Raw genomic sequence first — 12857 nt, 5'->3', positions numbered from 1 at the left:
ACGGCAGGCAACCGCGCCGGGCTGCACACGCGCCGGGTACACGCGGCAGGCACGCCCGCCGGGCACACGCGCCGGGTACATGCGGCAGGCACGCCCGCCGGGCACACACGGCAGGCAACCGTGCCGGGCTACACGCGACGGGTACACGCGCCGGGCATGCCCGCCGGGCGCACGCGCACTCCGCCAGTCGATGGTTTTTGCTCGCCCGTACAGTGTGAACGACTGGTTAACCCTGCTGCGCCTGGCCGCCGCGGGCCCCGGCGGCTACTAGGTTGAATCGCACCAGAGCGGGGTGATCGGGGGTGAGGGGCCGATGAGCGGTCCGACGAGCGGCGCGGTGAGCCGGGTCGTGCTGGTGACCGGCGTGACCCGGGACCTCGGCAGCCGCTACGCGCGCATGATCCTGCGCGCGCCCGGCGTCGAGCGGGTGATCGGCGTCGACGCGGTCGAGCCGCGGCACGAGCTGGACGGCGTGGAGTTCGTGCACGCCGACATCCGCAATCCGATGATCGCCAAGGTGGTCGCGCAGGCCTCGGTCGACACCGTCGTGCACCTCAGCCCCGCGGAGACGCCGCCGAGCGGGTACGCCGGGACCTCGACGTCGGCCAAGGAGACCAACGTCATCGGCACGATGCAGCTCCTCGCCGCGTGCCAGAAGGCGCCGTCGGTGCGCAACCTCGTGGTGCGCTCGACGACCGCGGTGTACGGCGCCTCGCCGCGCGACCCGGCGATCTTCGAAGAGGACATGGAGCCGCGCGTACCGCCGACCTCCGGGTGGGCCAAGGACGCCGTCGAAGTCGAGGGGTACGTACGCGGATTCGCCCGGCGCCGCCCCGATGTGCCGGTGACCGTCCTGCGGTTCGCGCCGATCCTCGGCCCGGTCGTGGACTCGCCGATGGCCGACTACTTCGGTCTGCCGCTGCTGCCCACGGTGCTCGGCTACGACCCGCGGCTCCAGTTCCTGCACGAGGAGGACGCGCTCGACGCGCTGCGGGTGGCGATGGCGGCGGGGGAGCCCGGCACGTACAACATCGCCGCGGACGGCGTCCTTCTGCTGTCGCAGGCCGCCCGGCGGCTGGGGCGGCCGGTGGTGCCGGTGCCGTCGCCCGCGATCGGGGCGGTGAGCCAGGGGCTGCGCGGGATCGCGTCGGTCAACCTGTCCGCGGAGCAGGTCCGGTTGCTGACCCACGGGCGCGTGGTGGACACGACCCGGGCGCGCGAGCGCCTGGGGTTCGCGCCCCGGCGCACCACCGCGGAGACGTTCGAGGACTTCGCGCGCGGCCGCGGGCTGCGCGGCCTGCTCGACCCGGAGCGCATCGGCGCCGTACCGGACCGCATCGCGTCGCTACTGCTCACCAGAAGGAGTCCCGATGGGTGACGCCCGGATCATTCCGTTCGACGGATCCGGTGGCTCGCGGGGGTCGGCCGGGCGGGGGCCCCGTCGGCAGAACCGCGTGCCGCGCCCGGGGGTGGCGGCGAGCGAGGCGTACGAGGACGACATCCCGGTGCGCGAGCGCCGCAAGGCAGGACCCACCGGCGACCGCGCCCGGGTCCGCTCGATCGGCGCGGTCCCCGAGCCGGGCGGCGACGCGTCCGCCCGCCGCGACGGCGGCACCGCCGGCACCGGCCTCGGCGCACTGGCGGGTGCGCTGGGCGGGCTGGTCGGCGGTGCCGCGCGCGGACTGGCGGACGGGCTCGCGGGGCCGGGCTGGGAGGACAAGGCCGCCGACCGGCTGGCCTTCGTCCGGAGGCGCATCACCGGCGACTACGAGGTGGACGAGTTCGGCTTCGACGAGGAGCTGACCGACGCGCTGGTCATGTCGCTGCTGCGGCCGCTTTACGAGAAGTACTTCCGCGTCGAGGTACGCGGCCTGGAGAACATCCCGGACAAGGGCGGCGCGCTCATCGTCGCCAACCACTCCGGGACGCTGCCGCTCGACGCGCTCATGACCCAGGTCGCGGTGCACGACCACCACCCCGAGTCGCGCGACCTGCGGCTGCTGGCCGCCGACCTGGTGTTCCAGTTGCCGCTGGTGGGGCAGGTCGCGCGCAAGAGCGGGCACACGCTCGCGCATCCCGCCGACGCCGAACGGCTGCTGTCGCAGGGCGAGTTGGTGGGGGTCTGGCCGGAGGGCTACAAGGGGCTCGGCAAGCCGTTCAAGGACCGGTACAAGCTCCAGCGGTTCGGACGCGGCGGGTTCGTGTCGTCCGCGCTGCGCACCGGGGTGCCGATCGTGCCGTGCTCGATCGTGGGGGCCGAAGAGACGTACCCCATGATCGGGAACGTCCGGACGCTCGCCCGGCTGCTGGGCGTGCCGTACTTCCCGGTGACGCCGACGTTCCCGCTGCTCGGGCCGCTCGGTCTGTTGCCGCTGCCGACGCGCTGGCACATCGAGTTCGGCGAGCAGATCCGCACGGACGCCTACCCGTCGCAGACGGCCGACGACCCGATGGTGGTGTTCAACCTGACGGACGAGGTGCGGGAGACGATCCAGCACACGATCTACCGGATCCTGATGCAGCGGCGCTCGGTGTTCTTCTGAAACTGCTCACGAAGCTGTTCATGAGCTGTTCACGAAGCTGTTCATGAAGCTGCTCAAGACATGCGCAAACGGCGGTGCCCCGGTCGCGAAGACCGGGGCACCGCCGTTTGCGCCGTGCGCTTCCCGGGACGACTGCCGGATGCGGCCGCCCGCTCGGCGGGCTACTCCTCGTCCGGGGTCTGCGGCGCGCCGCCGATGGTGATGCCGATGCCCGGCAGCCCGGGCAGCAGCGGCGGGACGTTCAGTCCGACCGGCGGCAGCACCGGAGCCGGGACGTCGAGGCCCAGCGGGCTCGGGCTCTGCGAGGGCGAGCCCGAGTCGGTCCGCGTCGGGGCCAGCAGCGGCACGTTGACCTGCGGCAGCAGACCGGCCGTCGACGTCGCGGCCGGCGCGGGGGACGCCCCGCTGCCCGGCGCGTTGGCCGGGGCCTGGCCGATCGCGGGTGGAATGATCCCGGCGACGTCCGGGAGCGCCACCGGCGGTTGCGGCCGCCCGCCCGGGGCCGCCGGACCGGCGGGACCCGTCGGGTTGCGCTTGCCGGGACCGGCCGGAAGGGCCGCCTCGATGTCGTCCGCGTCGTCGGGGGCGAGCGCGCCCGGGATCGGCGAGACCTGCTTGTGGATGTCGTACAGCAACTGCCAGACCATGTCGCGCTCGGCGGCGACCTCGCCGGGGAGCCGGTCGGCCATGCGCTCCATGCGTTCGGTGCCGGACCGCGCGAAGTCCGCGAGGTCCTTCATCGGGCCGATCTTGGTCTGGTCGGACGACTCGTACGACTCGGTCAGCAGCGCACGCCCGTGCGCCGTCTCCTCCCGCGCGTCGTCGAGCACGCCGCGCAGGTGGCCGATGGTGCCCTTGTCGATCGCCCCGCCGCCTTCGCGGTCGAGCAGGCGCTCCGCCTCGGACAGCCGGGTACGGGCCTGTTCGAGGTAGCGCTCGCCGCGCTCCCGGTCGGAGCCCGCCATCGACATCTTGATGTCCTCGACGGTGCGCTTGACGCCGTACGTCATGTCGCCGGGCAGCGCGTCGGAGCTCGCCACCGCGATACCGCCCAGGCCGCCTGCCGTCACGACCAGCGCGGTGGCGGCCACCGCGCACCGCCGCCGCCAGCGCACGGCGCGGGGCTTCGGAACGGGGGCGGGCCGCCGGTGCGCGCCGCGCGGCGCGGGGACGGATGCCGCCGCCGGGAGGGCGGACGCCTCCTCCAGCAGTCTGCCGCGCAGCGCCGCCCGGAAGTCGGCGGTCGGAACGGGGCCTGCCGCCCCCTCGTCGCACAGCATGGCCGCGGTCCGCAGCGCGGCGGCGACCACCTCGTCCCCCTGGCCGTCCCCGTGGGTCGCCCCCCGGCTCGGCGCGGGGCCGGATCCCATCTGTTCCGGCCGGTCCAGTGCCTCGGCGAAGGCCAATACACGTCGCCGGTCCACAACCGCGATGCTCACGGGCCGCACCTCCTCTCCCCGGATGCCCGTCCAGGGACGTCTACGGGTCGGGGGCCGTGAGTCGGCTCCCCGCCACGCCGCGCCCCCGAGGGGCGCGCTATCTGGGAGAACGAGCCGGGGCCCCCGGGGGTTACGGAAGTGTGATTCACCGCACGTCCTCCGGGAGGAGTCTGGCGAGTGTGCGCACGGCGCGGTATTGGAGCGTCTTGATGGCGCCCTCGTTCTTGCCCATGATGCGGGCGGTCTCCGCGACGGACAGGCCTTGCAGGAAGCGCAGGGTCACGCACTCCTGCTGCTGGGGATTGAGCCGGCGCACCGCGTCGAGCAGGGCGGCGTTGGACAGCGATTCGAGCACGCAGTCCTCGGGGCTGGCCTCGACCTCGTTGGCGTCGAGCATCTCGCCGGTGGTCACTTCGAGGCGGAACCGGCTGGACTTGAAGTGGTCGGCGACGAGGTTGCGCGCGATGGTCACGAGCCAGGCGCCGAAGTCGCGGCCCTGCCAGGTGAACGTGCCGATGCGGCGCAGGGCGCGCAGGAAGGTCTCGCTGGTGAGGTCCTCGGCGATGGCCCGGCCGCCGACCCGGTAGTAGATGTAGCGGTACACGGTGTCGAGGTAGTTGTCGTACAACTGGGCGAACGCCTCGCCGTCGCCGTCCTGGGCGAGTTCGACCAGGGCCATGATGCGGCCCGCCTCGCCCTCGCGGGCGGTGCCGTAGCCGGACGAGCCACGGGCCGGGCGGGCCGGTTCGGTGGTGCCGGTGCGGGCGGCCCGCCCGGCCACGAACGTGCGCTCGCGGGTCGGGCCGGTGTCCGCGACGGCGGCGAGCACGAGGTCGTTGGGCCAGGGGTCGAGCGCGGCGACCACCGCCGCCCGAAGCGTCGCCAGCCCGGTCACGTCAACCCGGACGATTCGGTGCACGGGACTCCCTGTCGCGTCGGCATCATCATCGGCGTCATGACTTACTGTGCGGGAACAGTCACCCATCGTAGGGACATTGGGGACTGCTGTGCGCCGATCGAGAATAACGCTTAGTAAAGGAAGGGATACCAAGTGTGCTCATCGGCGATGCGAAGCTACCCGCATGGCCAGCCGAAGTGTGCTGTTTGGGCCATTCCCGGGACGTCATGAGCGCCGAGTGCTATAAGCCGCACATCTCCGCGTGTTGGGCGTGTCAGGACAGCGCCCCCGCCTCCGGCGGACCGCGCGAGCGAGGACAGGAGGCACGGACGGGGCGACGGGGTCGCGGAGTTGGGTCGTACGTAGCCGGTCACGGCAGCGGCCGCAGCTCCCCGCACCCCGCGCTCGCCACCGGCCTTCCGGAGGATGGGCGGCCGGTCTGCGAGGCGCCGGAGCATCAGGTGCGTGGGCTGTCGGGGCGCGGTCGAGGACATGCGTCGGGAGTTCGGTGTCGTGCGGCTGCGCGGAGGCGCGCTCGCTCGCGGTTGCGGTGCCGAACGCGGCGAGGCGGGACCGAATTCGGTCGCGGTGTTGGGTGCCGTCGCTCTCGCCGCGTCGCGGTACGCGTTGTCGGTGGGTGCCGGCGAGGGTGGGGTGTCTCGGTCAGCCGAGGGCGGTTCGGCGGCGGACAGCGGTGCCGGCTGCGAGGGCTCCGGCTACGGCGCCCAGGCCGGCGGCGGCGGGGATGCCGATCCTGGCGGCTTTGCGGCCGGTGCGGTAGTCCTTGACGCGCCAGCCGTGTTCGCGGGCGTGGCGGCGGAGTTTGGTGTCCGGGTTGACCGCGCAGGGGTCCCCGACAAGGGACAGCATGGGGATGTCGTTCGACGAGTCGCTGTACGCCGAGCAGTCCGCGAGGTCGAGCTTCTCGTGTGCGGCGAGCCCGCGTACCGCCTCGGCTTTGGCCTCGCCGTGCAGCAACTCGCCGACCAGGCGCCCGGTGTAGACGCCGTCGCACGTCTCGGAGACGGTGCCCAGCGCGCCGGTGAGGCCGAGGCGGTCGGCGATGGTGGTGGCGATCTCGATCGGCGCCGCGGTGACCAGCCAGACCTGGCGGTCGGCGTCCAGGTGCATCTGCGCGAGCGCCCGCGTGCCCGGCCAGATCTTGTCGGCCATGTACTCGTCGAAGATCTCCTCGCCCAGCGCGGTGACTTCCTCGATCGAGTGGCCCTTGACGAACGACAGCGCGGTCTCCTGCGCGTCGCCCACGTGGCCCATGTGCTCGCCGCCCAGCCGGAATCGGGCCTGCTGCCAGCCGAAGCGGGCGATGTCGCGCTTGTCGAAGAACCGCCGGGCGTACAGGCCGCGCGCGAGGTGGAAGATCGACGCGCCGCGCATCACGGTGTTGTCCAGGTCGAAGAACGCCGCGCCGAGGACGACCGGTTGGTCCGTTTCGGCGGCGTCCGCAGACTGCGGCGTTATGGCGCGGGCGGCGTCGGGGTGCGCGGAGGCGTGCGCGGCCGCCGCCGCGGCCTCGCCGGCCGTGACGGCGCGCGTCAGGGAAACATTTCGGACACTCCGTCGCAGCAGCGCCATATCGCGAGCGTAACGGCCTTGCGTTGCGACTGTGTGGCGGCCGCGTGGCTGTCTGTCGTCAAGCTCGCGTAATGCTTTCGATCGCGAGGTGCCCGCCGCGGAACCGGTACGTGAGCGGCAGGCGAACGCGCGGCGGATCCGGTCGCCGGACGGAGCACAATCGAAGGGTGAGCCTCTTCCGACGGCGGACGTCCGCCGCACCGCCGACCCCGTCCGAGCGCCGGGTGACCCTGCTGAGCCGCCCGGGCTGCCACCTGTGCGACGACGCGCGCGAGGTGATCGTGCGGGTCACCGGCGAGTTGGGCGTGTCGTTCGAGGAGGTGGACATCACGACCGACGCGAATCTGGAGGAGGAGTACCGCGAGCAGATCCCGGTCACCTTCGTCGACGGACGCCAGCACGATTTCTGGCGGGTCGACGAACGGCGACTGCGCGCTGCCCTGGCGTGACCAACGGGTAACCAGTTGTGATCGACTTCACAGGACTTCGCGGGAACCGTCGCGTGATGCATGTCACGGCAGGTGCACAAAACGGACACCAGCTTTGTGCACACGTTCACAAAAGCCTAACCTGGCATTCCGAAACCGCAGGTCCCACCCACAGGAGCACCGTGGCTACAGGCCGTACCGAGCGACCGGCGCACCGGGGACGCGGTATTCCCGAGGCGACGGTGGCGCGGCTCCCTCTGTACCTCCGGGCGCTGAGCGCGCTCTCGGAGCGCGGTGTCCCGACCGTGTCGTCCGAGGAACTCGCCGCCGCCGCCGGGGTCAATTCCGCGAAGCTGCGCAAGGACCTGTCGTACCTGGGTTCGTACGGCACGCGCGGCGTCGGCTACGACGTCGAGTACCTCGTCTACCAGATCTCCCGCGAGCTCGGCCTGACGCAGGACTGGCCCGTCGCCATCATCGGCATCGGCAACCTGGGCCACGCGCTCGCCAACTACGGCGGGTTCGCGTCCCGCGGCTTCCGGGTCGCGGCGCTCCTGGACGCCGACCGCGCGGTGGCCGGCCAGCGCATAGCCGGAATGGTCGTGCGGCACATGGACGACCTGGAGCAGATCGTGCGCGACGACCGCGTCTCCATCGGGGTCATCACCACGCCCGCGCCCGCCGCGCAGGGGGTCTGTGACCGCCTTGTCGCGGCCGGGATCACGAGCATCCTGAACTTCGCGCCGACCGTCCTCTCCGTTCCCGAGGGCGTCGACGTGCGCAAGGTCGATCTCTCCATAGAGCTCCAGATCCTGGCCTTCCACGAGCAGCGCAAGTCCACCAGCGACGGCGCCGCCCCCAACCTTCCCCCCGCCGCACCCGGCGCCGCCGCCTCCGAGGCGGGCGACGTGGGCGGCGACCTGCCCGAGGTGATGCCGGCGTGAACGCGCGGAGCACGTACGTCTGTTGCCGGGGGGAGGCATGAGCGTCCTCGTGGTGGGGCTCAGCCACCGCACGGCCCCGGTCAGCCTGTTGGAGCGCGTCGCCGTGGCCGGCGACGGGCAGGCCAAGCTGCTCCAGGACATGGCCGCCGCGGAGCCGGTCGCCGAGGCGTTCCTGCTGTCGACGTGCAACCGCGTCGAGCTGTACGCCGACGTCGACCGGTTCCACGGCGGCGTCTCCGACCTGTCCGGGCTGCTGGCCCGGCACACCGGCGTACCCCTCGAAGAGCTGACCCCGCACCTGTACGTGCACTACGAGGAGCGTGCGGTCCACCACCTCTTCTCGGTGGCCTGCGGGCTCGACTCGATGGTGGTCGGTGAAGGCCAGATCCTCGGCCAGCTCAAGACCTCCCTTGCGCTCGCCCAGGAGTACGACACGGCGGGCCGCATCCTCAACGACCTCGTGCAGCAGGCGCTGCGGGTCGGCAAGCGCGCGCACAGCGAGACCGACATCGACCGCGCGGGCCAGTCGCTGGTGACCGTCGGCCTCGAACAGGCCGAGCTGGTCGGCGGGCACGTGGCCGGTGGTCGCGCGCTCGTGGTGGGCGCCGGGTCGATGAGCGCGCTCGCCGCGGCCACGCTCCAGCGGCAGGGCGCCGGCACGATCCTCATCACGAACCGCACGTACGAGCGCGCCGAGCACCTGGCCGACCAGGTCGGCGGCCGCGCCGTCCCGATGGCCGCCCTCCAGGACGCGCTGACCTCCGCCGACCTGGTGATCTCGTGCACCGGCGCGACCGGCCTGGTGGTCTCCGCCGCCGACATCGAAGCGGTCCTCGACGCACGCCGCGAGCGCGGCGTCGACCGCCCGCTGGTGCTGATCGACCTGGCGCTGCCGCGCGACGTCGACGCGCGCGTGCGCGACATGGACGGCGTGCACCTGATCGACCTCGAACTGCTCGCGGACGTCGGCTCCGGCGCGCACGGCACCGCCGACGTCGACGCCGTGCGGCGCCTGGTCGGCGACGAGGTGGCCGAGTTCGCCGCCGCGCAGCGCGCGCAGGCGGTGACCCCGACCGTGGTCGCTCTACGCGCGATGGCGGCCGACGTGGTGCGGGCCGAGCTGGAGCGCCTGGCCGGGCGCACCCCCGAGCTGGACCCGAAGGAGCGCGGCGAGGTCGAGCAGACCATCCGCCGCATCGTGGACAAGCTGCTGCACGCGCCGACGGTGCGGGTGAAGCAGCTCGCGGGCGAGCCCGGCGGCGCGTCGTACGCCGAGGCGCTGCGCACGCTGTTCGACCTCGGCCCCGGCCCGATGGCCGCGGTCAGCCGTGCCGACGTCGGCACGGACACCGAGATGGACGTCGCCCAGGTGCTCGACGCGGACCTCTCGTCCGGCGCCTCCGCGGGAGAGGCGGGTGCCGCATGACCGACGAGCGAACCGACGGCGGCGCGGGGACCCGGCCGGCGCTGCGTCTGGGCACACGCCGCAGCGCGCTCGCCATGGCCCAGTCCGGTCACGTGGCCGAGCAGCTCACCAAGCTGACCGGGCGTCAGGTCGAGCTGGTGGAGATCACCACGTACGGCGACACCTCGCGCGAGCACCTGGCGCAGATCGGCGGCACGGGCGTCTTCGTCTCCGCGCTGCGCGACGCGCTGCTGGACGGGAGCATCGACTTCGCGGTGCACTCGCTCAAGGACCTGCCGACCGCGACGCCCGACGAGTTCGTGCTGGCCGCGGTGCCGCCGCGGCAGGATCCGCGCGACGCCCTGGTGGCGCGCGACGGCCTGACGCTGGGCGAGCTGCCCGCCGGCTCGCGCATCGGCACCGGATCGCCGCGCCGGGCCGCGCAGTTGCGGGCGCTCGGCCTCGGCCACGAGATCGTGCCGATCCGCGGCAACGTCGACACCCGCATCGGGTACGTCACCTCCGGCGAGCTCGACGCGGTCGTCCTCGCCAGGGCGGGCCTGGCCCGCCTGGGCCGCGCGGACGAGGCCACCGAGGTCCTCGACCCGCTCCAAATGCTGCCCGCCCCCGGCCAGGGGGCGCTGGCCGTCGAGTGCACGTCCTCGGACCCCGCACTCGCCGAACTGCTCGCCGTGCTCGACGACCCGGACACCCGGGCCGCCGCGCTCGCCGAGCGCATGCTGCTCGCCGAACTGGAGGCCGGTTGCTCGGCCCCGGTGGGCGCTCTCGCGGACGTGTCCGTGGGAGAGTCCGACGGCGAGGAGGTCACCGAGCTGTACCTGCGGGCGGTCGTCGCCAACGGCGACGGATCCCACAGCGTGCGGTTGTCCGCCACCGGACCCCTGGACGAGGCGGCGTCCCTAGGCCGAGAGCTGGCCAAGGAGATGCTTGCCCGGGGTGCCGCCGGTCTTATGGGGGAGCGCGTCCCTTGAGCCCCAGAGCGAAGAAGAAGCCCAGCGGAACCGTCACCTTCGTCGGTGCGGGCCCCGGCGATCCCCGACTCCTGACCCTGCGCGCCGTGGAGGTGCTGGCCGAGGCCGACGTCGTCGTCGCCGACGCGGCCACGCGGGCCCAGGTGCTGTTCCACTGCCGTGCCGACGTCGAGGTCGTCGACCCCGCGGGCGCCGAGGACGGCGAGCCGCTGGCGGCCGCCGGACGGGCGAAGCTGATCGTCACGGCGGCCCGGGCCGGACGCATCGTGGTGCGCACGGTGGACGGCGACCCGGTCGTGGACCAGGGCGTCGTGGACGAGATCACCGCCGTCGCCAAGGCGAAGGTGCCGTTCGAGGTCGTGCCGGGCGTCCCGGTCTCGACCGCGGTCCCGGCGTACGCCGGTGTGCCGCTGACCGGCCCGCGCGCGGGCGGCGGCGTACGCGTGCTCGACACCGCGGAGCCGTCCGTCGACTGGGCGACCGTCGGCGCGACCGACGGCACGCTCGTGCTGCGCGGCGCGGTGGACCAGATCGCCGAGATCGCGCAGGAGCTGGTCGCGGGCGGACGCAAGCCGGCCACCCCGGTGGCGGTGACGACCCAGGGCACCACGACCGAGCAGCGCACCATCTGCTCGACGCTGGCCTCGGTCGCCGCCGACCTCAAGGCCGCGCGCGTCACGCTCCCGGCCGTCATAGTCGTCGGCGACGTCGTGGGCCAGCGGGACACCCTGTCGTGGTTCGAGACCAAGCCGCTCTTCGGCTGGCGGGTCCTGGTGCCGCGCACCAAGGAGCAGTCGGCCTCGCTGTCCGAGCAGTTGCGCTCGTACGGCGCCGTGCCGCACGAGGTGCCGACCATCGCGGTAGAGCCGCCGCGCACCCCGCAGCAGATGGAACGGGCCATCAAGGGCCTGGTCACCGGACGCTACGAGTGGGTGGCGTTCACGTCGACCAACGCGGTCAAGGCGGTGCGCGAGCGCTTCGAGGAGTACGGGCTCGACGCACGCGCATTCGCGGGCATCAAGGTCGCGGCGGTCGGCGAGCAGACCGCGCAGGCGCTCATCGAGTTCGGCGTGAAGCCGGACCTGGTGCCGTCGGGCGAGCAGTCCGCGGCCGGGCTGCTGGAGGACTGGCCGCCGTACGACCCGGTCTTCGACCCGATCGACCGGGTGTTCCTGCCGCGCGCCGACATCGCCACCGAGACACTGGTCGCGGGTCTGGTGGAGCTCGGCTGGGAGGTCGACGACGTCACGGCGTACCGCACCGTCCGGGCGGCGCCCCCGCCCGCGGACACGCGCGAGGCGATCAAGGGCGGCGGCTTCGACGCGGTGCTCTTCACGTCGTCCTCGACGGTCCGCAACCTGGTCGGCATCGCCGGGAAGCCGCACGCGGTGACGGTCATCGCGTGCATCGGCTCGGCGACCGCCAAGACCGCGGAGGAGCACGGCCTGCGGGTCGACGTGATGGCCCCGGAGCCGTCGGTCGCCGCGCTCGCCGAGGCCCTCGCGGAATTCGGCGCGGCCCGCCGCGCCTCACTCATCGAAGCAGGCGAACCGGTGACCAAGCCCAGCGAGCGCCGTCCCGGGTCGCGGAGGAAGGCGAAGTAGTCCATGTCTGACGCGCTGTCAGGGTCCGGCGGGTTCCCTCTGGTTCGACCGAGGAGGCTGCGCCGGACCCCGGCGGTGCGCCGCCTCGCGGCGGAGACCCGACTGCATCCGGCCGACCTGATCCTGCCGCTGTTCGTGCGCGAGGGCGCCACCGAGCCGGTGCCGATCTCCTCGATGCCGGGCGTGGTCCAGCACACCCGCGACACGTTGCGCAAAGCCGCCCACGAGGCCGTCTCGGCCGGTGTGGGCGGCCTGATGCTGTTCGGCATCCCGTCGCACAAGGACGCCTGCGGCACCGCGGGCACCGACCCGGAGGGAATCCTCCAGGTCGCGCTGCGCGACGTCGCCGCGGAGGTGGGCGACGACACGGTGATCATGTCGGACCTGTGCCTGGACGAGTTCACCGACCACGGCCACTGCGGCGTGCTGCGCGAGGACGGCACGGTGGACAACGACGCCACTCTGGAACGCTACGCCGAGATGGCCGTCGTACAGGCCGAGGCGGGCGCCCACATGCTCGGCCCGAGCGGCATGATGGACGGTCAGGTCGGTTACGTGCGGCGGGCGTTGGACGCGGCGGGCCACACCGACGTGTCGATTCTCGCGTACAGCGCCAAGTACGCGAGCGGCTTCTACGGGCCGTTCCGCGAGGCCGTCGAGTCGACCTTGCAGGGCGACCGCATGACGTACCAGCAGGACCCGGCCAACGCGGACGAGTCGCTGCGCGAGGCGCTCCTCGACGTGGCCGAGGGCGCCGACATGGTGATGGTGAAGCCCGCGATGTCCTACCTCGACATCGTGCGCCGCATCGCCGACGCCGTGCACGTGCCGGTCGCCGCCTACCAGGTGAGCGGCGAGTACGCGATGGTCGAGGCGGCCGCCGCGAACGGCTGGATCGACCGCGACCGGGTGATCCTGGAGACCCTCACCGGCGTCCGTCGCGCGGGCGCGTCCGTGATCCTGACGTACTGGGCGACCGAGGTGGCCCGCAAACTGCACTGACGTCTGTCT

11 protein-coding genes are annotated in these 12857 nt (G+C 72.9%); 8 read left to right on the top strand and 3 right to left on the bottom strand.

Going from position 1 to position 12857, the window contains the following annotated elements:
* Nucleotides 1-313 precede the first annotated feature (313 nt).
* Both ACRX5S_RS18885 and ACRX5S_RS18880 read left to right on the top strand, forming a co-directional pair.
* The gene (locus ACRX5S_RS18885) at nt 314-1378 is read left to right on the top strand and encodes an NAD-dependent epimerase/dehydratase family protein (RefSeq protein ID WP_436774151.1); all 1065 of its coding nucleotides are present in this window, start codon (nt 314-316) and stop codon (nt 1376-1378) included.
* Nucleotides 1371-2543 (top strand): lysophospholipid acyltransferase family protein, encoded by a 1173-nt coding sequence (locus ACRX5S_RS18880; RefSeq protein ID WP_436774150.1) that lies wholly within the window; start codon nt 1371-1373, stop codon nt 2541-2543. The genes ACRX5S_RS18885 and ACRX5S_RS18880 overlap by 8 nt, the downstream gene beginning before the upstream one ends.
* Before the next feature lie 161 nt (nt 2544-2704).
* Here the strand turns inward: ACRX5S_RS18880 and ACRX5S_RS18875 are convergent, their stop codons facing one another.
* From ACRX5S_RS18875 to ACRX5S_RS18865, 3 genes are all read right to left on the bottom strand, one after another.
* A complete protein-coding gene (locus ACRX5S_RS18875; RefSeq protein ID WP_436774149.1) occupies nt 2705-3982 on the bottom strand; it encodes a DUF5667 domain-containing protein in 1278 nt (425 codons plus the stop codon).
* Nucleotides 3983-4127: 145 nt separating this feature from the next.
* Nucleotides 4128-4901 (bottom strand): ECF subfamily RNA polymerase sigma factor, BldN family, encoded by a 774-nt coding sequence (locus ACRX5S_RS18870; protein WP_436774148.1) that lies wholly within the window; start codon nt 4899-4901, stop codon nt 4128-4130.
* A 642-nt stretch (nt 4902-5543) separates the two neighbouring features.
* Nucleotides 5544-6473: an HAD family hydrolase gene (locus ACRX5S_RS18865; protein ID WP_436774147.1), complete on the bottom strand. Its 930-nt coding sequence runs from the start codon at nt 6471-6473 to the stop codon at nt 5544-5546.
* A gap of 167 nt (nt 6474-6640) precedes the next feature.
* Here ACRX5S_RS18865 and ACRX5S_RS18860 point away from each other — a divergent pair, with 167 nt between their 5' ends.
* The 6 genes from ACRX5S_RS18860 to hemB all read left to right on the top strand — a co-directional run bounded on the left by ACRX5S_RS18860 (nt 6641) and on the right by hemB (nt 12848).
* Nucleotides 6641-6922, top strand: a complete 282-nt coding sequence (locus ACRX5S_RS18860) for a glutaredoxin family protein (RefSeq protein WP_436774146.1) — start codon at nt 6641-6643, stop codon at nt 6920-6922.
* A gap of 161 nt (nt 6923-7083) precedes the next feature.
* The gene (locus ACRX5S_RS18855) at nt 7084-7845 is read left to right on the top strand and encodes a redox-sensing transcriptional repressor Rex (protein WP_436774145.1); all 762 of its coding nucleotides are present in this window, start codon (nt 7084-7086) and stop codon (nt 7843-7845) included.
* Between the two features lie 37 nt (nt 7846-7882).
* Nucleotides 7883-9271, top strand: a complete 1389-nt coding sequence (locus tag ACRX5S_RS18850) for a glutamyl-tRNA reductase (RefSeq protein WP_436774144.1) — start codon at nt 7883-7885, stop codon at nt 9269-9271.
* Nucleotides 9268-10242, top strand: a complete 975-nt coding sequence (gene hemC, locus ACRX5S_RS18845; RefSeq protein WP_436774143.1) for a hydroxymethylbilane synthase — start codon at nt 9268-9270, stop codon at nt 10240-10242. Before ACRX5S_RS18850 ends, hemC begins: the two co-directional genes overlap by 4 nt.
* Nucleotides 10239-11846: a uroporphyrinogen-III synthase gene (locus ACRX5S_RS18840; protein WP_436774142.1), complete on the top strand. Its 1608-nt coding sequence runs from the start codon at nt 10239-10241 to the stop codon at nt 11844-11846. Before hemC ends, ACRX5S_RS18840 begins: the two co-directional genes overlap by 4 nt.
* Nucleotides 11847-11849: 3 nt before the next feature.
* Nucleotides 11850-12848 (top strand): porphobilinogen synthase, encoded by a 999-nt coding sequence (hemB, locus tag ACRX5S_RS18835; protein ID WP_436774141.1) that lies wholly within the window; start codon nt 11850-11852, stop codon nt 12846-12848.
* Nucleotides 12849-12857: the final 9 nt, after the last annotated feature.

It is taken from the genome of Yinghuangia sp. YIM S09857, assembly GCF_051388915.1.
Lineage (GTDB): Bacteria > Actinomycetota > Actinomycetes > Streptomycetales > Streptomycetaceae > Yinghuangia.
The sequence above is the reverse complement of the archived record's forward strand: the minus strand, read 5'-3'. Positions and strand labels throughout refer to the sequence as shown.

Bases quoted from the DNA above. Each gene is read 5' to 3' on its own strand.
- ACRX5S_RS18885 (WP_436774151.1), top strand. From the start codon at position 314: ATGAGCGGTCCGACGAGCGGCGCGGTGAGCCGGGTCGTGCTGGTGACC.
- hemB (WP_436774141.1), top strand. From the start codon at position 11,850: ATGTCTGACGCGCTGTCAGGGTCCGGCGGGTTCCCTCTGGTTCGACCG.
- ACRX5S_RS18850 (WP_436774144.1), top strand. From the start codon at position 7,883: ATGAGCGTCCTCGTGGTGGGGCTCAGCCACCGCACGGCCCCGGTCAGC.
- ACRX5S_RS18865 (WP_436774147.1), bottom strand. From the start codon at position 6,473: ATGGCGCTGCTGCGACGGAGTGTCCGAAATGTTTCCCTGACGCGCGCC.
- ACRX5S_RS18880 (WP_436774150.1), top strand. From the start codon at position 1,371: ATGGGTGACGCCCGGATCATTCCGTTCGACGGATCCGGTGGCTCGCGG.
- hemC (WP_436774143.1), top strand. From the start codon at position 9,268: ATGACCGACGAGCGAACCGACGGCGGCGCGGGGACCCGGCCGGCGCTG.